Below are 21684 nucleotides of genomic sequence, written 5' to 3' on the forward strand. Positions count from 1 at the left end.
TGCCACGCCGTGCCGTCCGATCAGCACTACATCTTCACAAAGCCCGGAATTCCAACGATTCTGAGGCATCGACGCAGGTCGGCGGGGTGCTCGCGCACCGTGTGGGTCCCCTCACACCGGGACGTCCTCGCGCACCTCGTTCATCCGCTGGCTGATGACGGTCGTCACACCGTCGCCGCGCATCGTCACCCCGTAGAGCGCGTCGGCGATCTCCATCGTGCGCTTCTGGTGCGTGATGACGATGAGCTGCGAGTCCTCCTGGAGCTCCCGGAAGATCTCGAGGAGACGACCCAGGTTGACGTCGTCCAGCGCCGCCTCGACCTCGTCCATGACGTAGAACGGCGAGGGGCGGGCCTTGAAGATCGCCACGAGCAGCGCGACCGCCGTGAGCGAGCGCTCGCCGCCGGACAGCAGCGAGAGCCGCTTGACCTTCTTGCCCGCCGGTCGCGCCTCGACCTCGATCCCGGTCGTGAGCATGTCGTCCGGGTCCGTGAGCACGAGCCGTCCCTCGCCGCCGGGGAACATGCGTGCGAACACCCGCTCGAACTGCTCGGCGGTGTCGCGGTACGCGTCCGCGAACACCCGCTCGACGCGCTCGTCGATCTCCTTGACGATCTCCAGGAGGTCGGCGCGCGACTTCTTGAGGTCGGCGAGCTGGTCCGCGAGGAACTTGTGGCGCTCCTCGAGCGCCGCGAACTCCTCGAGCGCGAGCGGGTTCACCTTGCCGAGGCGGCCCAGGTCGCGCTCGGCGGCGCGCAGCCGCTTCTCCTGGGTCGCGCGGTCGTAGGGCACCGTGCGCGGCTCGTCGTCGTCGGACGCGACCGGGACGCCACGGTGCGGCCCGAGCTCCTCGACGAGGACGGCCGGGTCGAGGCCGAGCTCGTCGACGCTGCGCGCCTGGAGCTGCTCGATCCGCAGCTGCTGCTGCGCACGCGCGACCTCGTCGCGGTGCGCGACGTCGGTCAGCTCACGGAGCCGGGAGGCCAGGTCGTCGACCTCGCGCCGCGCCGCGGTCACCGCGGCGTCGCGCTCGGCACGCGCGGCCTCGGCGGCCTCTCGCTCGGCCCCCGCACGCGCGAGCGAGCCGTCGACCGCGCTCAGGGCACGCGCGGCGCCGTCGCGCACCGCCGAGGCTCGCTCGGCCTGCCGCACCCGCGCGGCCTCCCGCCGCGCCGCCCGGTCGCGCGCCTCGCGCTCCGTCGCGGCGGCCCGGGCCAGCGACTGCGCGCGGCCGGCCACGGCCCGCGCGCGCTCCTCGCTCGTCCGCAGCGCGAGGCGCGCCTCCGTCTCCGTGGTGCGCGCCGCCGAGGCGAGGGCGAGGAGGCGGTCGCGCTCCGCCGACGCCTCGGCGACGGCCTCCTCCGACTGCTCCGGCGCCGCCTCCGCGGCGTCGAGCCGCTCCACGAGACCCACGAGCGCCTCGCGCGCGTCGTCGGCACCCTGCGACGCGCGCTCGAGCGAGGCGCGGACACGCTCGGCCTCGGCGGCCGCCGAGCGCGCCGTCGCCCCCAGGTGCCCGAGCTGCTCCGCGACCGCGGCGAGCTGGGCGTCCGACTCGTTGAGCCGGTCGAGCGTGTCCTCGTAGCGCGCCCGGGCCTCCTGTGCGGCCTCGCGCGCGCCCACGAGGGCGAACCGGGCGCGCTCGGCACGGCCGGTCACGTCGGCGTGCGCGGTGCGCGCCTCGTCGAGCGCCGACTGCAGGTGCAGCACGCTCGGCGCCGACGCCGACCCGCCCCACGCGCGCGTCGCCGCCAGGAGGTCGCCCCCGCGCGTCACGACCGCGACGCCGGGGTGCCGGGCCACCAGGGCGCGCGCCTGCGCGAGGTCGTCGACGACGGCGACGTCCGTGAGCAGGGCGCGCACGGCGTGACCCACGCCCCCGCCCGCCGTCACGACATCGACGGCCCAGCGCGCGCCGTCCGGCAGGGCGACCGCGTCGCGCCCGCCCCCCTGTGCCGAGTCGACCGCGACGACGAGCCCGGCCCGGCCGGCGTCCTCGGTGCGCAGGTAGCGCAGGGCGTCGACGGCGGCGTCGACCGACTCCACGGCGACGGCGTCCGCGGCCGGCCCCAGCGCCGCGGCGACCGCGTCCTCGTACCCGGCCTCGACGCCCAGCAGCGCCGCGAGCGACCCCACCACGCCGACGGAGTCGGCGGCGAGGAGCGCACCGGCCCCGTCCTTGCGGTCGAGGCTCAGCTCGAGCGCCTCGATCCGCGCGCTCCACGTCGCGCGCTCCTGGTCCGCGGCGGAGGCCTCGTCCTCCAGCTCCCGCACGACGGTCGTCGTCCGCTCGACCTCGTCGGCGGCGGCCTCGTGCTCGGCGTCGAGGCCTTCCTCGCCCTCCTCGGCGCCGACCACCTGGGTCTCCAGCACCGCGAAGTCCGTGCGCGCCTGGGTGCCCCGGTGCTCGGCCTCCGCGAGCGACTCGCGGAGCCGCCCGATCTCCGCCTCCGCTGCCTCGACGCGGGTGCGCTGTGCGGCGACCTGGCCCGCGAGGCGCGCGAGGCCCTCCCGGCGGTCCGCGGCGCCGCGGAGCAGGGTCGCGACCGCGCGCTCGGCCTCGCCCGCCGACCGCTCGACGTCCTCACGGTCCGCGACGGCCGTCGCGAGCGCGTCCCGTGCACGTCCGACCTCGGCCTCGAGCTCGGCCTCGGTCGCGCGCACACGCTCCGCCTGGGCCTCGAGCTCGTCGGGGTCCTGGCCGCGCTGGGCGGGCTCCGGGCGGCCGAGCAGGCGCACACGCTCCTCCGCGAGCGTCTGCGTGCCGCGGAGGCGCTCGCGCAGGGAGGAGAGCCGGAACCACACGTCCGTCGCCGCACCGAGCGCGGGCGCAGCCTCGGCCGCCTCGCGCTCGAGCCGGCCGAGCCCGTCACGCGCCGTGGCGAGCGCCCGCTCGACCTCCGCCTGCTGCGTGCGCAGCGCCGCCTCGTCGGCGATCTCCTGCTCCAGGGTGGCCGTGAGCTGGGCGAGGTCGTCCGCGAGCAGGCGGGCCTTCGCGTCGCGCAGGTCGGCCTGGATCGTCGCGGCCCTGCGGGCGATCTCGGCCTGGCGGCCCAGCGGGCCGAGCTGGCGCCGGATCTCGGCGGTGAGGTCCGCGAGGCGCGTGAGGTTGGCCTGCATCGCGTCGAGCTTGCGGAGCGCCTTCTCCTTGCGCTTGCGGTGCTTGAGGACGCCCGCGGCCTCCTCGACGAAGCCGCGCCGGTCCTCGGGCGTCGCGCGCAGGACCGCGTCGAGCTGCCCCTGGCCGACGATCACGTGCATCTCCCGGCCGAGGCCGGAGTCCGACAGAAGGTCCTGGATGTCGAGCAGGCGGCACGCGGAGCCGTTGATCGCGTACTCGGAGCCGCCGCTGCGGAACAGCGTGCGGGAGATCGTCACCTCGGTGTAGTCGATCGGCAGCACGCCGTCGGTGTTGTCGATCGTCAGGGAGACCTCGGCACGGCCGAGCGGGGGGCGCCCCGCCGTCCCGGCGAAGATGACGTCCTCCATCTTGCCGCCGCGCAGGGTCTTGGCGCCCTGCTCCCCCATGACCCACGCGAGCGCGTCGACGACGTTGGACTTGCCCGAGCCGTTCGGCCCGACGACGCATGTGACACCGGGCTCGAAGCTCAGCGTCGTCGCGGACGCGAACGACTTGAAGCCGCGCAGCGTCAGGGTCTTGAGGTGCACGCACCCGAGCCTAGTGGCGGCCCCCGACGAACCCGCGGATCTGCGCCCCGCGCGGCCGGGCGCCGTCGCCGGAGGTGCCGCGACGCGCGACGCCCCGCCTCGGCCGGTGCGGCCGAGACGGGGCGTGGTGCTGCGTGCCGGTGCGTCAGCCGAGCTCGGGGAACCAGAGCGCGATCTCGCGCGCGGCGGACTCGGGCGAGTCGGAGCCGTGGACGAGGTTCTGCTGGACCTTGAGACCCCAGTCGCGGCCGAGGTCGCCGCGGATGGTGCCGGGGAGCGCCTCGGTCGGGTTCGTCGCGCCCGCGAGGGAGCGGAAGCCGGGGACGACGCCCTGACCCTCGGCGACGACCGCGAGCACCTTGCCCGACAGCATGAAGTCGACGAGCGGCTGGTAGAACGGCTTGCCCTCGTGCTCGGCGTAGTGCGCCGCGAGCAGCTCGGGCGTCGCGTCGAGCAGACGCACGGCGGCGAGCGTGTAGCCCTTGGCCTCGACGCGGCGCAGGACCTCGCCGGACAGGCCGCGGCGGACGCCGTCGGGCTTGACGAGGATGAGGGTGCGCTCGATGGTCTCGGTCAGTGCGGGTGCGACGTCGGTCATGGTCGCCGAGCCTACCGGCCGCACCGGCGTGCGGGACGCCGTGACCACCCGCGCGGGGGCGCGGGCACGCGTCGCCTCAGTCGGCGTTGGGCGCGGTCTCGGGATGCTCGGCGTCGTACGCCGCGCGCTCGCGGTCGATGCGCCCGCCGAGCCGGATCGAGACGACCCACAGCACGACGAAGAGGCCGCCGACCACGAACATCATCGGCACCACGAGCCCGAAGGCCAGGACCGGCACCTGGACGACCGACCCGGCGACGTAGCCCCCGGGTGTGCCGACCATGCGGGAGAGGACCACGAGCACGACGGCGAGGACGCCGCCCACGAGCCAGATCGACGTCGCGCTCGGCAGCTCGAGCGGCCCGCGCGAGTAGGGCACGTCCCGCAGCCCGTAGGCGACGAGCGTGGCGAACACGACGAGGAAGGCCTCGAGCAGCAGCGTGGTCGACGCGAACTGGGCCTTCGCGGGCTTCTTCGGCTTGATGCGGTCGCCCGGGGACGGGCGCACCGGGCCCGCCGCGCGGCCGTGGCGGGACGGCTGCGCGGCGGGCTGCGACGGCGAGGTGCTCACCCGGTCAGGATACCGGCGCGCCGTCGCGCCCCCGGCCCTCCGGCCGGTCGTCGCCGGCGCCGGCGCCGCCCGCGGCCACGACGACCGCGCCGTCCTCCACGCTGTCCGCGGCCTGCGCCGGGGCGTCCTCGACGAGGTCGCCGTGGTCCGCGACGGCCTCGCCGCGCGCGACCATCCCGGCCACGTCGGAGAGCGTGACCTCGCGCAGGAAGAGCGCGAGGACGAACCCGACGAGCACGAGCGGGACGAGGTACCAGAAGGCGGGGGCGAGCGCGTCGGTGAACGCGTCGACGACGCCCGTGTGGATCGGCTCGGGGAGCTGCTGCACCATCTCCGGCGTGAGCGACGACCCCTCGGCCCCGGCGGGGGCGGAGCCCGCGGGCAGGCCCGCGAAGACGCCGTCGAGGTTGTCGGCGAGGCGCGACGTGAAGATGGTGCTGAACAGCGCCGTGCCGACGGCCGCGCCGATCTCGCGGAAGAAGTTGTTCGCGCTCGTCGCCGTCCCGATCTCGTGCGGGTCGACCGAGTTCTGCACCGCGAGGACGATCGTCTGCATGACGAGGCCCATGCCGGCGCCCATGACGAAGATCATGGCGCCGAAGAGCCACATCGACATGTCGCCCGTGATGCGCGTGAGCCACATCATGCCGGCCGCGGTGATCGCGAGGCCCAGCACCGGGTAGATCTTGTAGCGGCCGGTCTTCGTGATCGCGACACCCGAACCGATCGCCGTGATCATGACGCCGACCATCATCGGCAGCATGAGGAACCCGGACTCGGTGACCCCCGCGCCGGTGGACATCTGGAGGAACGTCGGCAGGAAGGCGAGCGCCGAGAACATGCCCATGCCGAGCACGAGGCCGATGAGGGTCGCGATCGTGAACGTCCGGTTCTTGAACAGGTGCAGCGGGAGCAGCGGCTCCTCGGCGCGGTTCTCCACCACGACGAACGCGGCGACCGAGACGACCACGGCGGCCACGAGGCCCAGGAGCCACGGGTCCGACCAGTCGTAGCCGCGCGAGCTGGTCAGCGACTCCCAGCTCGTGACGAGCACGATGCCGGACGTGGCCACGACGAGGAAGAAGATGCCGGCGACGTCGATCTTGCGGCCGGAGCGGTGCGACGGGAGCTTGAGCGCGACCCACGCGACCACGAACGCCGCGACGCCGATCGGGACGTTGATCCAGAACGCCCAGCGCCAGCCGGGCCCCTCGGTGAACCAGCCGCCGAGGAGCGGTCCGATCACGGCCGCGATGCCGAACAGGGCGCCCATGGGGCCCATGTACTTGCCACGGTCCTTGGCAGGCACGATGTCGGCGATGATCGCCTGCGACAGGATCATGAGACCGCCGCCGCCGAGGCCCTGCACGCCGCGCCACGCGACGAGCTCGGGGAACGACTGCGCGAACCCGGCACCGGCCGACGCGATCGTGAAGAGCCCGATCGCGACGAGGAACGGCCACCGACGACCCCAGAGGTCGCCGAACTTGCCGTAGAGGGGCATGACGATCGCGATCGCCAGGATGTAGGCCGTGATGACCCAGCCCTGGTGCTCGACGCCGTGGAGCTCGCCCACGATCGTCGGCATCGCGGTGCCCACGATCGACTGGTCGAGCGAGGACAGGAACATCGACGCCATGAGCGCGCCGAAGATCACCCACACGGTGCGCGGGGTGAGCACGACGAGCGGCTTGCCGCCGTCGACGGGCGGTGCAGCGGTGGAGGAGGCCATGAGGATCCGGTTCGGTCAGGACGGGCGAGGACGCGCCGACGGGCGCGGCCCGTCGTCGGGTGGTGGGGGGGGAGATGGAGGGGTGCGGCTAGCGGGCCGCGGGATCGGGGGCGCGCGAGTCCTGGAGGAGCGCCCGGAGCTGCCCGACGACGCTCGGCAGGTGGTCCACCGGCTCGCCCTCCCGGTCGTGCTGCTGCCACTCGAGCGTGCTCGCGCGCAGGAGGCTCATGACCACGAGGGCCAGGAGCTCGGGATCGGGGACGAAGGGCCGCACGGCGCGGCGCGCGAGGAACATGTCGACGAGCTCGGCGCGGTGTCCCTCGACCCAGGCGACGTGCCGCGTGACGAGGTGCGGCTCGCGCTGGACGAGCTCGAGCGTGCGGGCCATGCGCTCGGGCGTGACGACCTGCTGCGCGAGCACGTCGGCCACGACGACCTCGAGGTCGTCGAGCAGCGCCCCTGTGGGACCGCCCCCGATGAAGGTCGCCACGATCTCGGGTCGCACGGCGAGGTCCTCGAGGCTGAGCACGGCGTCGTCCTTCGACGGGAAGTAGTTGAAGAACGTGCGCGGAGAGACCCCGACCTCGGCGCAGATGTCCTCGACCGTCACCGCGTCGAAGCCGCGCTCCAGCACGAGCGACTGCGCCGCCTCGACGAGCGCCTCGCGCCGGGCGCGCTTCTTGCGCTCCCGCAGACCGTCGGGAGACGGCGCCAGGCATGCCGCGGCCCGCTCGGCCGACGAAGGGCGAGCGGGCACGTCAGGGAGAGTCGTGGGCACGAGGACCATTCTTGCATCCTGTGCAATTTTGCATCAACTGCAATACCGCGTGACCACCGTCACACGGGCATCGGTCAGACCTCGCCGAACCCACCTTCCACGGCGTCCACGACCGCGGCCACGGCGTCGGCGGCCTGGGGCCCCTCCCCCGTCACGGTGAGCTCCTGGCCGCCCGTCGCGCCGAGCTTCATGAGCTCGAGCACGCTCGCCCCGTTGACGCCGTCGATCGCGATGCTCGCGTCGAAGCCCGCGACGAGGCGGGCCAGCACCGCCGCGGGGCGCGCATGGAGCCCGAGCGGGTTGCGCAGCGTGACGACGGCGCGCGCGGCCCCGTCCGCGGAGGTTGCGGCCTCGGCGGACGGCTCGTCGCCCTCGGGCCCTCCGGCCGAGACCGCGAACGTGCCGCCCGCGTGCTCGGCGGACGCGAGCACCTCGGAGACGTCCCCGCCGCCGTGGGCGGTCACCGCCGCGGCGACGGCACCCTCGACGAACGGGGCATCGGCGAGCCGGACCCTCCCGTCGTACCCGTCCTCCATGTCGAGCACGGACTCGACGGTCATGACGGCCGAGCCGAGGTCGGCGAGGACGACCGCGCCGTCCGCGACGCCGAGCGCCTCCTCGAGCGCCCCGGACACGCGGTCGTAGCTGGTGCCGAGCCCGCCGTCGTCGGTCCCCCCGGCCGCGAGCAGCAACACTCCGGGAGCCATCTGCGCGGACAGCTCGACGGCGCCCTCCGCGAGCCGCTGCGAGTGCGAGACGAGGACCAGCGCGACGCGCGCCCGCGCCCCGACCGTGCCGCTCACGCGGTCGCCGCGTCGCGCGCGGCCTCGAGCAGGATCGCCGTCGACGTGGCCCCCGGGTCCTGGTGACCCGCGCTGCGCTCCCCGAGATAGCTCGCGCGGCCCTTGGTGGCGACGAGCGGGATCGTCGCCTCGGCGCCCGCGCGCGCCGCCGTCGCGGCCGCGGCGAGGACGTCGGCGGTCGACGCGCCACCGTCGGCGGCACCCTCCGCCGCGTCCACGGCGGGCTGCCAGGCGTCCACCATCGTCTTCTCGCCGAGCTGGGCCTTGCCGCGCGCGGTGATGCCCTCGAGCGCGCCCTCGAGGAGCGCGACGACGCCGTGCGCGTCGAGCTCGGCGAGCCCGGTCACCTTCGCGGCCCGGAGGTACGCCGTCCCGTACAGGGGGCCCGAGGCGCCGCCGACGGACGACATGAGCGTCGTGGCCACCAGCTTGAGCACGTCGCCGATCTGGCCCGGCGGCTGGTCGCCGGCGGCCGCCCCGTCGAGCTTGGCGACCACGGCGCGGAACCCCCGGTCGAGGTTCTCCCCGTGGTCGCCGTCACCGATCTGGCGGTCCAGCTCGGTCAGCTCGTCCCGTGCCGCCGCGATGCGCTCCGCGCTCAGCCGCGTCCACCGGTCCGCCCAGGCCACGTCCAGCGTCATGCCCCACCTCTCCTCGCCGTCGAGCCGGCGGTCCGCCGGCTCTCGGAGACTGCACGAAAGGGCACCGCCTCACCAGCGCAGCGCAGCCGTGTGGACGGGAGCGTCCCACAGGGCGGTGAGCTCGTCGTCCAGGCGCAGCACGGTGACCGACGCACCCTGCATCTCCAGCGACGTGACGTAGTTGCCGACGAGCGAGCGCGTCACCCGTACGCCGCGCCCCTCGAGCAGCCTCCTCGCCTGACGATAGACGACGTACAGCTCGGACAGCGGCGTACCGCCCATTCCGTTAACGAACAGCAACACGTCCTCGCCCTCGGCGAGGCGCAGGTCGTCCGCCACCGGGTCGACGAGCCGCTGCGTGATCTCGTCGGCCGACGCGAGCGGGATGCGGTGGCGTCCGGGCTCGCCGTGGATGCCGATCCCGATCTCGACCTCGTCGTCGCCCAGGTCGAAGCTCGGCTTGCCGACGTGCGGGACCGTGCAGGCGGTGAGCGCGACGCCCATCGAGCGCACGTTCGCGACGACGCGTCCCGCGATCTCCGTCACCGCACCCAGGTCGTCGCCCCGCTCGGCGGCGGCACCGGCGATCTTCTCGACCGCGACCGTGCCCGCGACGCCGCGGCGGCCGGCGGTGTAGAGCGAGTCCTCGACCGCGACGTCGTCGTTGACGAGGATGCTCGTCACCTGGGTGCCCTCCGCCTCGACGAGCTCGACCGCCGTCTCGAAGTTCAGCACGTCACCCGTGTAGTTCTTCACGATCGCGAGGACGCCCGCACCGGAGTCGGCGCCGAGGATCGCCGGCACGATCTGGTCCGGCGTCGGCGAGGTGAAGACCGCGCCGGGGACCGCGGCGTCGAGCATGCCCAGGCCGACGAAGCCGGCGTGCAGCGGCTCGTGCCCCGAGCCGCCGCCTGAGACCAGCCCGACCTTCCCGGGGACGGCGCCCCCGGCACGCGAGACGTAGGGCGGCGCGACATGCACCTCCACGAGGTCGGCGTGCGCCTGGCCGAACCCCTCCAGGGACTCCGACACCGCGTCCTGGGGATCGTTGAGCAGCTTCTTCACCGGTCATCCCTCCATCGGTCCGTGCGCCCGGTGCTCCGGACGCTGACGACCCCCGCCCGGCGTGCCCGTCGCCGTCGTCTCCTCCATCAAACACCCGGGCGCGGCAGGTCGCGAGGCGTCCCCCACGCACGAGGCACGCCACCGGGTGGAGCGCCTCGTGCACGCAGGGACACCTCGCGCGGGCGGGAGCGTCAGCCGCGACCGAGGAGGACGCGGGCGTCGGCGACCGTCACCACCGAGCCCGTGACGAGCACGCCCGAGCCCGTCCCGACGCCCACCGCGTCGTCCCGCTCCGCGAGGTCGACCGCGACCTGGAGCGCCTCGTCGAGCCGCTCGGTGCTGTGCACGCGGTCCTCGCCGAACACGTCCGCGGCGAGCTCGGCGAGGTCGGTCGGGTCGGCCGAGCGCTCCGAGCTGTTGCGCGTCACGACCACCTCGGACAGCACCGGCTCGAGCGCCGCGAGGAGCGGCTCGGCGTCCTTGTCCGCCATGATCGCGACGACCCCGACGAGGTGGCGCAGGTCGAACGCCTCGCCGAGCGCGACCGCGAGCGCCTCCGCGCCCGCGGCGTTGTGCGCCGCGTCGACGAGGACGGTCGGGCTGGACCGCACGACCTCGAGCCGGCCGGGCGACGTGACGTCCGCGAACGCGGTCTCGACCAGCTGCCCGTCGAGCGCGCGGCCGCCGAGGAACGCCTCCACCGCCGCCAGCGCGAGCAGCGCGTTGTGCGCCTGGTGCTCGCCGTGCAGCGGCAGGAACACCTCGGTGTAGAGCGCGGCGGGCGTGCGCAGGTCCAGGAGCTGCCCCCCGACCGCGACCTGGCGTGCCGCCACGTCGAGGTCCACGCCCTCGCGCAGGAGGCGCGCGCCCACGCGCTCGGCGCGGGCGCGCAGCACCTCCTCGACCTCCGGGCGCTGCGCCGCGGAGACGACGGTCGCGCCGTCCTTGACGATGCCCGACTTGACCGTCGCGATCTCCTCGAGCGTGCTGCCGAGCCACCGCTCGTGGTCGAGCGCGACGGGGGTCACGACCGCTACCTCGGCGTCGACCACGTTGGTCGAGTCCCATTCCCCACCCATGCCGACCTCGACGATCGCGACGTCGACGGGCGTGTCGGCGAACGCGGCGAACGCCACGCCCGTGAGCACCTCGAAGAAGCTGAGCTGCGACTGCCCGGCCTCGGCGAGCTCGGCGTCGACGACCTGGACGTACGGGTAGACGTCGTCCCACACCTCGACGAAGCGGCGCGGCGAGAGGGGCTCGCCGTCGACGACGATCCGCTCCGTGACGCTCGTCAGGTGCGGGCTCGTGAACATCCCGGTGCGCAGCCCGTGCTCGCGCACGAGGCGCTCGGCGACGCGCGCGGTGCTCGTCTTGCCGTTCGTCCCGGTCAGGTGGATCGTCCGGAACGCGTGCTGCGGGTCTCCCAGCAGCTCGAACAGGCGCCGGACCCGGTCGATCGTCGGGTCGAAGTCGTGCTCGGGAGCACGCGACACGATGTGCTGGTAGACGCGTTCCAGGTCCGCCTGGGCGGCGGCGTCCTCCGCCGCCGCGCGGGCGTCCTTCGCGCTCTGCCGGCGTGCGGCGCCGGGGTCCTTGCGGGCGGCGCTCACCGGCTCGCCCCCTCGACGGCGGCGGCGTCGGGCACGGAGCCGTCGACCTTCTCGACGCGCACCGCGCGCGCGTCGGTCGGCGACGTCTCGAGGACGACCTCGACCGCGAGCGTCTCGCGCGCGACGAGGTCGCGGTGCTCCTCGACCGCGACGAGCCACTCGCCCGGCACGTCGAGCGACAGCCGGATGCGGTCGGCGACGTCGAGGCCGGCGGCCTTGCGCGCGTCCTGCACGTCGCGGATCACGTCGCGGGCGTAGCCCTCGGCGAGCAGCGCGTCGTCGAGCACGAGGTCGAGGACCACGAACCCGCCGCCCGCGAGCACCGCGGCGGCGACGCTCGGTGCCTCCCCCTCGGCGACGCCGCGGTCGGCGACCACGGTCGTCAGCTCGTACTCCGCGGCCAGGAGCGCGACGTCGCCGTCGTCCGTCGTCACGACGACGTCCCCGGCCTCGTCCACGCGCCACGCCCCGGCCTTCGAGGCCTTGATGACGGCCTGGACCCCGCGACCCAGGCGCGGGCCTGCGGCACGGGCGTTCACGGCGAGACGCTGGGTGATGCCGAACCGGTCCGCGGCGTCGGAGTCGGTCGACTCGAGGTCGACCGCCTTGACGTTGAGCTCGCGGGCGAGCAGGTCGGTGTACGGGGCGAGCGCCTCGGGTTCGTCCACGACGACCGTGAGGCGCGCGAGCGGCTGGCGCACCCGGAGCTGGTGCGCCTTGCGCAGGCCGAGCGCGGCCGACGCGACGGCGCGCACCTCGTCCATCGCGGCGACGAGCGCCGGGTCGGCGACGAGGGACGCGTCCGGGACGTGCCGCACGGCCACGGCGGACGAGCCGTCCTCCCCGACGAGCCGCTCACCGACCTCCTCGGTCGACGCCGGCCAGTCGGTGAGGTGGACGGAGCGCCCGCCGGTCAGGCCGCGCCACACCTCCTCCGCGAGCAGCGGGGCGAGCGGCGCCATGACGCGCGTGAGCGTCTCGAGCGCCGTGTACAGCGTGTCGAACGCGTCCGCGTCCTCGGACCAGAACCGGTCGCGCTGGGTGCGCACGTACCAGTTCGTCAGGACGTCGAGGTGCTCGCGCACGGTCTCGCACGCGCCCGCGATGTCGTACGCGTCGAGCTGCCCCGTGACGCGCACCACGAGGTCGTGGGTCCGTGCGAGCAGGTAGCGGTCGAGCGCCGGGAGCCCGGCCACGCGCTCGGGCGTGACGCGCTGCGCGACGTAGCCCGCGGGTTCGCCGGGCTCGCCCGCCCGCGCCTGCGCCTTCGAGGTGTTCGCGTACAGGGTGAAGAAGTAGTACGTGCTCCACAGCGGCAGCAGCACCTGGCGCACCGCGTCGCGGATACCGTCCTCGGTGACGACGAGGTTGCCGCCGCGCAGGATCGGCGAGCTCATGAGGAACCAGCGCATCGCGTCGGAGCCGTCGCGGTCGAAGACCTCGTTGACGTCCGGGTAGTTGCGCAGCGACTTGCTCATCTTGCGGCCGTCGGAGCCCAGCACGATGCCGTGCGAGACGGCCGAGCGGAACGCCGGGCGGTCGAACAGCGCGGTCGCGAGGACGTGCAGCGTGTAGAACCAGCCGCGCGTCTGGCCGATGTACTCGACGATGAAGTCGCCGGGGTTGTGGTGCTCGAACCAGTCGGTGTTCTCGAACGGGTAGTGCACCTGCGCGTAGGGCATCGACCCCGAGTCGAACCAGACGTCCATGACGTCCTCGACGCGGCGCATGGTCGAGCGGCCCGTCGGGTCGTCCGGGTTCGGCCGCGTGAGACGGTCGACGAACGGGCGGTGCAGGTCCGGCTCCCCCTTCTCGTTGCGCGGGAGCGTGCCGAAGTCGCGCTCGAGCTCGGCGAACGAGCCGTACACGTCGACGCGCGGGTGCTGCGGGTCGTCCGAGCGCCACACCGGGACGGGGCTGCCCCAGAACCGGTTGCGCGTGATCGACCAGTCGCGCGCGTTCTCGAGCCACTTGCCGAACTGGCCGTGCTGGATGTGCTCGGGCGTCCAGGAGATCTGCTCGTTGAGCTCGACCATGCGGTCCTTGAACTTCGACACCGCGACGAACCACGACGACACGCCCATGTAGATGAGCGGCTGCCGGCAGCGCCAGCAGTGCGGGTAGGAGTGCGCGTACGACTCGCGGCGCAGCAGCACCGTGCCCGGGCTCGTCGCACCGAGCGCGAGGTCCGGCGCCGCCTCCCCCTGCGCGGCCGCGGCGTCGTGCCGCGTCCGACCCTTGAGGTGGTCGATGATGAGCGCGTTCGCGTCGAAGACCTGGAGGCTCTCGTAGTCGACGACGGGGAACACGAACTTGCCGTCGGACGCGACCGGCAGCACCGGCTCGACGCCCTCGCGGTCGGAGACGACCTTGTCCTCCTCGCCGAACGCGCCGGCGTTGTGCACGAGCCCGGTGCCGTCCGTGGTCGTGACGAAGTCCGCCTCGACGACGCGGTGCGCGCCGGCGTGGCCGGAGAAGTACGAGAAGGGCGGCGTGTAGGAGCGCCCGACGAGGTCGGCGCCCGTGAGCCGCTCCACGACCTGCGTCGTCACGTCCTCGACGCCCTCGTCGGCGAGCTCGCGCGCGTACGCCGCGAGCCGCTCCGCCGCGATCACGTAGCGCTCCTTGACGCCCGTGAACGACGACTCCACGACGACGTACTCGACGTCCGGGCCGACCATGACGAACAGGTTGGACGGCAGCGTCCAGGGCGTCGTCGTCCAGATGAGCGCGAGCTCGCCCGTCTCGAGCCGGAAGCCGACGGTGACCGCGGGGTCCTGGCGGACCTGGTACACGTCCTCGTCCATGCGCAGCTCGTGGTTGGACAGCGGCGTCTGGTCGTTCCAGCAGTACGGCAGCACGCGGAAGCCCTCGTAGACGAGACCCTTGTCGTAGAGCTGCTTGAACGCCCACAGGACCGACTCCATGAACGTCGGGTCGAGCGTCTTGTAGTCGTGCTCGAAGTCGACCCAGCGCGCCTGGCGGGTCACGTAGTCCTGCCACTCGCTCGTGTACTTGAGCACCGACGCGCGGCACGCGTCGTTGAACCGCTCGATCCCTAGCTCGAGGATCTCCTCCTTGGTCTTGATCCCGAGCTGGTCCATCGCCTCGAGCTCGGCGGGCAGCCCGTGCGTGTCCCACCCGAAGCGGCGCTCGACGTGCTTGCCCCGCATGGTCTGGTAGCGCGGGACGACGTCCTTCGCGTACCCCGTGAGCAGGTGCCCGTAGTGGGGCAGGCCGTTCGCGAACGGCGGGCCGTCGTAGAAGACGAACTCGTTGCTGCCGTTCTCGCCGGCGGGGTTGCGCTCGACCGAGGCGCGGAACGTGTCGTCCGCGTCCCAGTACGCGAGCACGTCGCGCTCGATGGCGGGCAGGTCCGGGGAGGCGGGGACGCCGAACGCGGCGCCGGGGTGCGCGCCAGGGGCGGAGGGGTCGGACGAGGGTGCGCGGTGCAGCGGGTAGGCCATGGTCTCGAGGACTCCGGTGGGTAGCGGCCGGCGGGGGTCCGCCGTGGTGGTACGGGTCGGTCGTGCTCTCCTGCGAGGACGACTCCCCCACCCAGGGGCGGGCTCGCCGCGGTACCACCTCGCTTGCCGGCGCCGTCCCCGCAGGTGCCCGACGTCGTCGGGCACCACGGGCGGTCGCCGACCGCTCGTCGCAGGCTGTGACGGGCCCACCCGTCCGGTTCTAGTGAGGACCTGGCCGCGGGCCGTCAGGCCTGCCCGGCGGCGCGGGTCCCGTTCTTCCGGAGGCTCACCGGTGATGGCCGGGTCGACGCCTGTGCGTCCATGGTAGCCGCCGCCCGGCGGCGCGCGGTGTAGGCGTCGATGTCCCGCGCGACGAGCCACTCGAGCGTGAGCGGCGGGCGGGCGTCGTGCCCGACGGCGAGCGGCGCCGCGGACGGGCGGGCGGCGTCGCGCGACGGCGCGGCGAGAGGCGTCGTCCGGCGGTAGCGGGGAAGGCTCGGGGGAACGTACATGGTGGTCTCGCGTCCTGTGCTCGGCGGGCGTCCGGAGGTGCAGACCCGGGCGTCGCGCGGGACTCATCGATGAGCCCGTGGCACGAGACCGGCGACCGTCACCGCCCCTTTCGTCAGGAGGGAGGGGCGGGAGGCTGCTCGCGGACACCAGGTCGAGGCTGCGCAGGGCGCCGCGAGCCCTCAACAACAGGTGGCGGAGGGGACCTGCGGGCGCGCGAGGACGAGCGAGCTGCTCGTGGTGCGCGGGGAGGTCACGCGGACATGGTGCCAGGGCGGGCCCGGGGCGGACAACCCCGGGTCCACGGGCCGGACGCCGGTCCCGTCAGTCGACGCGGACGGTGACCTCGTGCCACCCGGACGCGCCGTCGGGCGCGGGCGGGGCGACGTCGGCGGTCTGCGTGCGACCGTCGGCGTCGGTCGCGCGGACCGTCAGGCGGTGCTCCCCCGGGGTGGCGTCCCACGCGTACGACCACTGCCGCCAGGTGTCCGGTCCCACGGTGTCGGCAAGCGTCGCGCTGCGCCACGTGCCGTCGTCGACCCGGACCTCCACGCCCGCGATGCCGGTGTGCTGCGCCCAGGCGACGCCCGCGACGGTCACGACGCCGGCCGGGACCGGCGTGCCCGCGCGCGGCGTGTCGACGCGCGACGCGAGCTTGATCGGGCCGCGCTCCGACCAGCCGCGCGTGGACCAGTACGCGACGTCGCCGGCGAACGTGGTGACCTTCAGCTCGGTGACCCACTTGGTCGCGGACACGTAGCCGTAGAGCCCCGGGACGACGAGCCGCGCGGGGAACCCGTGCTCCGCGGGCAGCGGCTCGCCGTTCATCCCGACCGCGAGCAGGCACGCCCGGTCGGGGTCGGTGAGCACGTCGAGCGGCGTGCTCGCCGTCCAGCCGTCGGCGCTCGTGGACAGGACCATGTCGGCGCCGTCGCGGACCCCGGCGCGCGCGAGCAGCTCGCGCACGGGGTACCCGAGCCAGCGCGCGTTGCCCACGAGGTCGCCGCCGACCTCGTTCGACACGCACGTGAGCGTCACGTGGTGCTCGGTGAGCGGGAGCGCGAGCAGCTCGTCGAGCGTGAGCTCGAACGGCTCGTCGACCAGCCCGGTCACACGCAGCGTCCACGAGACCGGGTCGACCTGCGGCACGCGCAGCGCGGTGTCGATCCGGTAGAAGTCGCCGTTCGGCGTCACGTACGGCGCGAGGCCCGGGACGCCCAGGTCCGCCCCGGCAGGCACGGCCGGGGCAGGCGTCGCCGGTGGCGGCAGCCGCAGCGCCTCGCGCGCGGCCGTGACGGCGCGCGACCCGGCGGAGACCGCGCGGGACGTCGCGAGCGCGACGACGCCCGCCGCGGCGGCCAGGCCGGTGACGAGGAGGAAGCGACGACGGTCCATCGGGCCACGGATGCCGGCGCCTGCCCGGCCGTCGTCGGCGACTCCCGCCTCGAGGTCCCGGGCATCCGCCGGCCCACGCAGCGGCGCGAGCGACGCACGGAGCAGCAGGATCGCGACCCCGACCCCGACGAGCGAGGGCAGCGCCCACGCGACGCTCGCGCCCGGCCGCGCCGCGGCCACGACGGCACCGACGGCTCCCACCACGCCCAGCAGCACGGACCCCCACGGCGGGCGGCGCAGCTCGAGCCAGCCTGCGAGCGCCGCGCCCGCCGCCAGGACGACCGCCATGCCGCCGAGCAGGACGGCCTTGTCCGCCGTGCCGAACGTCGCCACGGCCCACTCCTTGACCGGCCCGGGCACGGCGTCGACCACCCCGGCGCCGGCGGCGAACAGCGGGCTCGACCCCGGCCCGACGAGCGCCGCGACGAGCTCGGCGACCGCGAACCCGACGGCCGCGCACACGACCCCCGCGAGCGCCGCCCACGCCCCGGCATGCTCACGCTGCCGCACGCTGCCCGTCATCTGCCGCCCTCCCGTCGCTCCCAGTCAACGCCCGTCGCGGCCTTCGCGCCACGGTCCCGGCCACCGGACCGAGCTCGTTCGACGCTCAGGCAGGGTCGACGCCCTTGGGCACGAGCGGGGCGCGCCACAGGGAGTACGTCGACGCCTGGGCGACGGGACGCAGGACCAGCGAGTCGATGTTGACGTGGTGCGGGCGCGTGACGGCGAAGGTCACGACGTCGGCGACGTCGTCCGCGGTGAGCGGGTCCACGACCCCGGCGTAGACCGCGTCGGCCCCTGCCTGGTCCCCGTGGTAGCGGTTGAGCGAGAACTCCGGCGTGTGCACGAGGCCCGGAGCGATCTCGATGACGCGGATCGGCTCGCCCACCAGCTCCAGCCGGAGCGTCTTGGCGACGCCGAGCAGCGCGTGCTTGGACGCGACGTAGCCGGACCCGCCGACGTACGTGTCGTGTCCCGCGGTCGACGTCATGAGGACGATGTCGCCGCGCCGTGACGCACGCAGGAGCGGGAGGAACGCCTTCGTCACGCGCACGGTGCCGAGCACGTTCGTCTCGTACATCGCGCGCCACTCGTCGATCTTCGCCTCGTCGACGTGGTCGACGCCGAGGCCGAACCCGGCGATGTTGAGCAGCGCGTGCACCGGCCCGCGCGCACCCGCCTCCGCGACGAGGCGCGCGACGTCGTCGTCCGACGTGACGTCCCCGACGACCGGGTGGGCGCCCGTGCGCTCCGCGACCTCGGCGAGCCGGTCCGCGCGCCGCGCGAACGCGACGACGTCCCAGCCTCGGGCGCGCAGGTACCGCACGCACGCCTCGCCGATGCCCGACGACGCGCCGGTCACCACCGCGCGCAGCGGTGCGGTCGAAGGGCTCTGGGCAGGCAGGTCCGATGGCTCCGTCACGACGGACACTCTGCCACGACGGACCGCGGGAAGGACTAGGCTGACGGAGGACCACGGGCCGCGCACTGGCCCGTCCGGGCGGCACGGATCTGTGCCGCGGGTCCGCGCGACGCGAGATGACGCGTCGGTCCCGGCCGGCGCTCGCCGGCCGGCATCGAGAACGCACCGCCGCAGCGGCGTGCCCGCCGAGAGCCGCCGCACCGCGCCCGACCCCCGGAGACCTCGCCCGTGCCCTCTTCCCGCACCGTGCACCGCCAGCCCGTCCGCCGCGCCGTCCTCGCGCTCCCGACCGCGACGCTCGCCGTGCTGCTCGCCGCCTGCTCGGCGGGCACCACGCCGGGTGACGACCCGACCGCGGGCGGCGACGCCGCGCCGTCGGGCGGTGCACCGGTGCAGACGACCTACCCGCTCACGCTCGACGACTGCGGGTTCGAGGTGACGTTCGACGCGGCGCCGGAGCGCGTCGTGACGATCAAGTCGAGCACCACCGAGATGCTGCTCGCGCTCGGGCTGGGCGACCGGATCGTCGCGAGCGCCTTCGCCGACGGACCGGTCCCCGAGTCCCTGGCGGATGCCGCGGCGGAGGTCCCCGCGGTCGCGGAGCCGCTGTCGGACCAGGTCCCCGGGGCCGAGGCGGTCCTGGAGACCGAGCCCGACCTCGTCTACGCGGGCTGGGAGTCCAACCTCACGGCCGACGGCGCGGGCGACCGGGAGACCCTCGCACGGCTCGGTGTCGCGACGTACGTCTCCCCCGCTGCGTGCAAGGCTCCGGAGTACATGCCCGACCCGCTGACGTTCGACGACGTGTTCGCCGAGATCACCGAGGTCGGCACGATCTTCGACGTCCAGGACGCGGCCGCCGACCTCGTCGCGGAGCAGCGCGCGACGCTCGACGGCGTCGCCCGGGACGAGCGCGGGCTCACGGCCCTGTGGTACTCGTCGGGCGACGACATCCCGTACGTCGGCGCGGGCATCGGCGCGCCGCAGATGATCATGGACGCCGTCGGGCTGGAGAACGTCGCGGGCGACGTGCACGACACCTGGACCGCGTTCGCGTGGGAGGAGGCGATCGCCGCCGATCCCGACGTCCTCGTCCTCGTCGACGCCGCGTGGAACACGGCCGAGGCGAAGATCGAGCGGCTCGAGTCCAACCCGGCGACGGCCGAGATGACCGCGGTGCGCGAGGGCCGCTACCTGACGATCCCGTTCCCGGCGACCGAGGCCGGCGTGCGCAACGTCGATGCCGTCGTGGACCTCGCCGCGCAGCTGGAGGCGCTCGACCTGTGACCGCAGCCGACCGCGCGACCACCCCGGGCCCGCCGAGAAGTGCCTATCCGCCCCCGGATCGCCCGCATCCGGGGCGGATGCGCACTTCTCGCCGCGGTGCCGCGTGGTGGGTACCCGTCGGGGTGGCCGCGCTCGTCGCGACGGTCCTCGTCACGGTGACGATCGGGCCGGCGGACCTCGCGGTCGGCGACGTGTGGCGCTCGGTCGCGACCCACCTCGGGCTCGGGGGACTGCTCGGGCTCGAACCGCCGGGCGCGCTGCAGGACGGGATGGTGTGGCAGCTGCGTCTGCCCCGCGTGCTCACCGCCGCGGCCGTCGGCGCCGGTCTGGCCGTGTGCGGCGTCGTCATGCAGTCGCTCACCCGGAACCCCCTCGCGGACCCGTACCTCCTCGGGCTGTCGTCGGGTGCGTCGCTCGGCGCGGTGCTCGTGCTGGTCGCCGGCTGGACGGTGCTGCTCCCGGTCGCCGCGTTCGGCGGTGCGGTGCTCGCGCTCGTCGCGGCGCTCGGCCTCGCGGGGGCGCTCGGGGCGCTCACGCCCACGCGGACCGTGCTCGCGGGCCTCGCGGTGAGCCAGCTCGCGGCGGCCGCGACGAGCTTCGTCATCTTCTGGTCCGCGACGGGCGACTCCTACCGCGAGATCCTCTCGTGGCTCATGGGGTCGGTGGCCGGGGCGACGTGGACCTCCGTCGCGGTCGCGGGCGGCGCGACGCTCGTGCTCGGGACGCTGCTCGCGTCGACCGGCTCCGTGCTCGACGCCTTCACGTTCGGGGACACCGCGGCCTCCGCGCTCGGGGTCGACGTCGCGCGCGTGCGCTGGACGCTGCTCGTGGGCGTCGCCCTGCTCACCGGGGCGCTCGTCTCGCAGACCGGATCGATCGGGTTCGTCGGGTTGATCCTGCCGCACGCGGTGCGGCTCCTCACGGGCGCGCGGCACCGCCTCCTGCTGCCGTTGTCCGCGCTGTTCGGCGCGACGTTCCTCGTCTGGGCGGACACGCTCGCGCGCACCGTGTTCGCGCCGCGCGAGCTGCCCGTCGGGATCGTCACCGCCGCGATCGGCGCGCCGGTGTTCGCGCTGCTCCTGTGGCGCGGGAGGAAGGCCGCATGAGCCAGACGACGCGCACGACGACGCACGTGGGCCCCACGGTCGGCCCCGGCACGGTGCGGGACCGCCCCGGCGACGCGGCGCTGCGGAACCCGTCCGGTGAGCAGGACGCGGCGGGGCTCGACGCCGCGCGCGTGTCCTGGTCCGTCGACGGTCGCCTGATCCTCGACGGCGTCGACTGCACCGCACCGGCCGGCGCGGTGAGCGGGCTGCTCGGGCCCAACGGCTCCGGCAAGTCGACGCTCCTGCGCGTGCTCGCGGGGGTGCGCGCCCCGTCCACGGGGTCCGACGGCGCCACGCACGCACGCTTCGACGGCGCGGACCTGCTCACGATGCCGCGGCGGCAGCGCGCGCGAGTCCTCTCGCTCGTCGAGCAGGACGCGACGACCGACCTCCCGCTCTCCGTGCTCGACGCCGTGCTGCTGGGCCGCATCCCCCACCGCTCGCTCCTCGCAGGCGACTCCGCGCACGACCGGGAGGTCGCGACCGCGGCGCTCGCCCGCGCGGGGATGACCGCTTTCGCGGACCGCGAGGTCGCGACGCTCTCGGGCGGCGAGCGCCAGCGCGTGCACCTGGCGCGCGCGCTCGCCCAGGAGCCCGCGCTGCTCCTGCTCGACGAACCGACCAACCACCTCGACATCGCCGCGCAGCTCGACACGATGCGTGTCCTGCGCGACCTCGCCGACGACGGCGTGACCGTCCTCGCCGCGCTGCACGACCTCAACCTCGCCGCCCAGACGTGCGACCACGTCGTCGTGATCGCGGACGGCCGGGTCGTCGCGGCGGGCGACGTGCGCGAGGTCCTGGTCCCCGAGGTGCTCGACCCGGTCTACGGCGTGCGGTGCGAGGTGCTCACGCACCCGGGCACCGGTCGACCCGTGCTCACGTTCACCCCGATGGAGCACGATCCGGGCCGGTGACGAACGTCGTACCAGGCCGGTGGGGCGCGTCCGCCCACGCGGTTCGGCGACCGGTCGCGCACCCGCCGGGCGGTGGGCGCCACCACGTTCCCGCGCCCACCGCCTGCAC

At 74.5% G+C, this 21684-nt stretch carries 16 protein-coding genes; 3 read left to right on the forward strand and 13 right to left on the reverse strand.

Features of this window, described 5'->3' with window-relative positions:
* Nucleotides 1-111 precede the first annotated feature (111 nt).
* The 13 genes from smc to CCE02nite_RS14570 form a co-directional block, all read right to left on the reverse strand.
* Nucleotides 112-3669 (reverse strand): chromosome segregation protein SMC, encoded by a 3558-nt coding sequence (gene smc, locus CCE02nite_RS14510; RefSeq protein ID WP_174774920.1) that lies wholly within the window; start codon nucleotides 3667-3669, stop codon nucleotides 112-114.
* A gap of 145 nt (nucleotides 3670-3814) precedes the next feature.
* Nucleotides 3815-4267 (reverse strand): nucleoside-diphosphate kinase, encoded by a 453-nt coding sequence (ndk, locus tag CCE02nite_RS14515; RefSeq protein ID WP_141390322.1) that lies wholly within the window; start codon nucleotides 4265-4267, stop codon nucleotides 3815-3817.
* A gap of 76 nt (nucleotides 4268-4343) precedes the next feature.
* Entirely contained in the window at nucleotides 4344-4838 is a 495-nt protein-coding gene (locus CCE02nite_RS14520; protein WP_308463699.1) for a DUF4233 domain-containing protein, read from the reverse strand.
* 4 nt (nucleotides 4839-4842) lie between these two features.
* Nucleotides 4843-6570 carry an MDR family MFS transporter gene (locus CCE02nite_RS14525; RefSeq protein ID WP_141390323.1) on the reverse strand — a complete coding sequence of 576 codons (1728 nt, stop codon included), beginning with the start codon at nucleotides 6568-6570 and terminating at the stop codon, nucleotides 4843-4845.
* 88 nt (nucleotides 6571-6658) lie between these two features.
* The gene (locus CCE02nite_RS14530) at nucleotides 6659-7348 is read right to left on the reverse strand and encodes a TetR/AcrR family transcriptional regulator (protein ID WP_255318880.1); all 690 of its coding nucleotides are present in this window, start codon (nucleotides 7346-7348) and stop codon (nucleotides 6659-6661) included.
* Between the two features lie 74 nt (nucleotides 7349-7422).
* Nucleotides 7423-8151, reverse strand: coding sequence for a dihydroxyacetone kinase phosphoryl donor subunit DhaM (dhaM, locus tag CCE02nite_RS14535; RefSeq protein ID WP_255318881.1), 729 nt, complete (start codon nucleotides 8149-8151; stop codon nucleotides 7423-7425).
* A complete protein-coding gene (gene dhaL / locus CCE02nite_RS14540; RefSeq protein ID WP_141390325.1) occupies nucleotides 8148-8792 on the reverse strand; it encodes a dihydroxyacetone kinase subunit DhaL in 645 nt (214 codons plus the stop codon). The genes dhaM and dhaL overlap by 4 nt, the downstream gene beginning before the upstream one ends.
* Before the next feature lie 69 nt (nucleotides 8793-8861).
* Nucleotides 8862-9857 carry a dihydroxyacetone kinase subunit DhaK gene (dhaK, locus tag CCE02nite_RS14545; protein WP_141390326.1) on the reverse strand — a complete coding sequence of 332 codons (996 nt, stop codon included), beginning with the start codon at nucleotides 9855-9857 and terminating at the stop codon, nucleotides 8862-8864.
* A 191-nt stretch (nucleotides 9858-10048) separates the two neighbouring features.
* Nucleotides 10049-11470: a bifunctional folylpolyglutamate synthase/dihydrofolate synthase gene (locus tag CCE02nite_RS14550; RefSeq protein ID WP_141390327.1), complete on the reverse strand. Its 1422-nt coding sequence runs from the start codon at nucleotides 11468-11470 to the stop codon at nucleotides 10049-10051.
* On the reverse strand, nucleotides 11467-14937 hold the full coding sequence (gene ileS / locus CCE02nite_RS14555; protein WP_141390328.1) for an isoleucine--tRNA ligase: 3471 nt from the start codon (nucleotides 14935-14937) through the stop codon (nucleotides 11467-11469). The genes CCE02nite_RS14550 and ileS overlap by 4 nt, the downstream gene beginning before the upstream one ends.
* A gap of 245 nt (nucleotides 14938-15182) precedes the next feature.
* On the reverse strand, nucleotides 15183-15449 hold the full coding sequence (locus CCE02nite_RS14560) for a hypothetical protein (RefSeq protein WP_141390329.1): 267 nt from the start codon (nucleotides 15447-15449) through the stop codon (nucleotides 15183-15185).
* 322 nt (nucleotides 15450-15771) lie between these two features.
* On the reverse strand, nucleotides 15772-17364 hold the full coding sequence (locus CCE02nite_RS14565; protein ID WP_141390330.1) for a molybdopterin-dependent oxidoreductase: 1593 nt from the start codon (nucleotides 17362-17364) through the stop codon (nucleotides 15772-15774).
* An 85-nt stretch (nucleotides 17365-17449) separates the two neighbouring features.
* Complete coding sequence (locus tag CCE02nite_RS14570) at nucleotides 17450-18265, reverse strand: SDR family oxidoreductase (RefSeq protein WP_141390331.1); 816 nt, start codon at nucleotides 18263-18265, stop codon at nucleotides 17450-17452.
* A 228-nt stretch (nucleotides 18266-18493) separates the two neighbouring features.
* Between CCE02nite_RS14570 and CCE02nite_RS14575 the strand changes: the two genes are divergently transcribed.
* From CCE02nite_RS14575 to CCE02nite_RS14585, 3 genes are all read left to right on the forward strand, one after another.
* Nucleotides 18494-19552 carry a putative F420-0 ABC transporter substrate-binding protein gene (locus CCE02nite_RS14575; RefSeq protein ID WP_255318882.1) on the forward strand — a complete coding sequence of 353 codons (1059 nt, stop codon included), beginning with the start codon at nucleotides 18494-18496 and terminating at the stop codon, nucleotides 19550-19552.
* 77 nt (nucleotides 19553-19629) lie between these two features.
* A complete protein-coding gene (locus CCE02nite_RS14580) occupies nucleotides 19630-20658 on the forward strand; it encodes a putative F420-0 ABC transporter permease subunit (RefSeq protein ID WP_141390332.1) in 1029 nt (342 codons plus the stop codon).
* Nucleotides 20655-21575 (forward strand): putative F420-0 ABC transporter ATP-binding protein, encoded by a 921-nt coding sequence (locus tag CCE02nite_RS14585; protein WP_141390333.1) that lies wholly within the window; start codon nucleotides 20655-20657, stop codon nucleotides 21573-21575. The genes CCE02nite_RS14580 and CCE02nite_RS14585 overlap by 4 nt, the downstream gene beginning before the upstream one ends.
* The last annotated feature ends 109 nt before the right edge of the window (nucleotides 21576-21684 follow it).

Source organism: Cellulosimicrobium cellulans (assembly GCF_006539945.1).
Taxonomy (GTDB): Bacteria; Actinomycetota; Actinomycetes; order Actinomycetales; family Cellulomonadaceae; genus Cellulosimicrobium; species Cellulosimicrobium cellulans.

Excerpts from the sequence above, each read along its gene's own strand:
- CCE02nite_RS14525 (WP_141390323.1), bottom strand. The coding sequence starts at position 6,570 with ATGGCCTCCTCCACCGCTGCACCGCCCGTCGACGGCGGCAAGCCGCTC.
- CCE02nite_RS14580 (WP_141390332.1), top strand. The coding sequence starts at position 19,630 with ATGCGCACTTCTCGCCGCGGTGCCGCGTGGTGGGTACCCGTCGGGGTG.
- CCE02nite_RS14585 (WP_141390333.1), top strand. The coding sequence starts at position 20,655 with ATGAGCCAGACGACGCGCACGACGACGCACGTGGGCCCCACGGTCGGC.
- CCE02nite_RS14560 (WP_141390329.1), bottom strand. The coding sequence starts at position 15,449 with ATGTACGTTCCCCCGAGCCTTCCCCGCTACCGCCGGACGACGCCTCTC.
- CCE02nite_RS14565 (WP_141390330.1), bottom strand. The coding sequence starts at position 17,364 with ATGACGGGCAGCGTGCGGCAGCGTGAGCATGCCGGGGCGTGGGCGGCG.
- ndk (WP_141390322.1), bottom strand. The coding sequence starts at position 4,267 with ATGACCGACGTCGCACCCGCACTGACCGAGACCATCGAGCGCACCCTC.
- ileS (WP_141390328.1), bottom strand. The coding sequence starts at position 14,937 with ATGGCCTACCCGCTGCACCGCGCACCCTCGTCCGACCCCTCCGCCCCT.
- dhaL (WP_141390325.1), bottom strand. The coding sequence starts at position 8,792 with ATGACGCTGGACGTGGCCTGGGCGGACCGGTGGACGCGGCTGAGCGCG.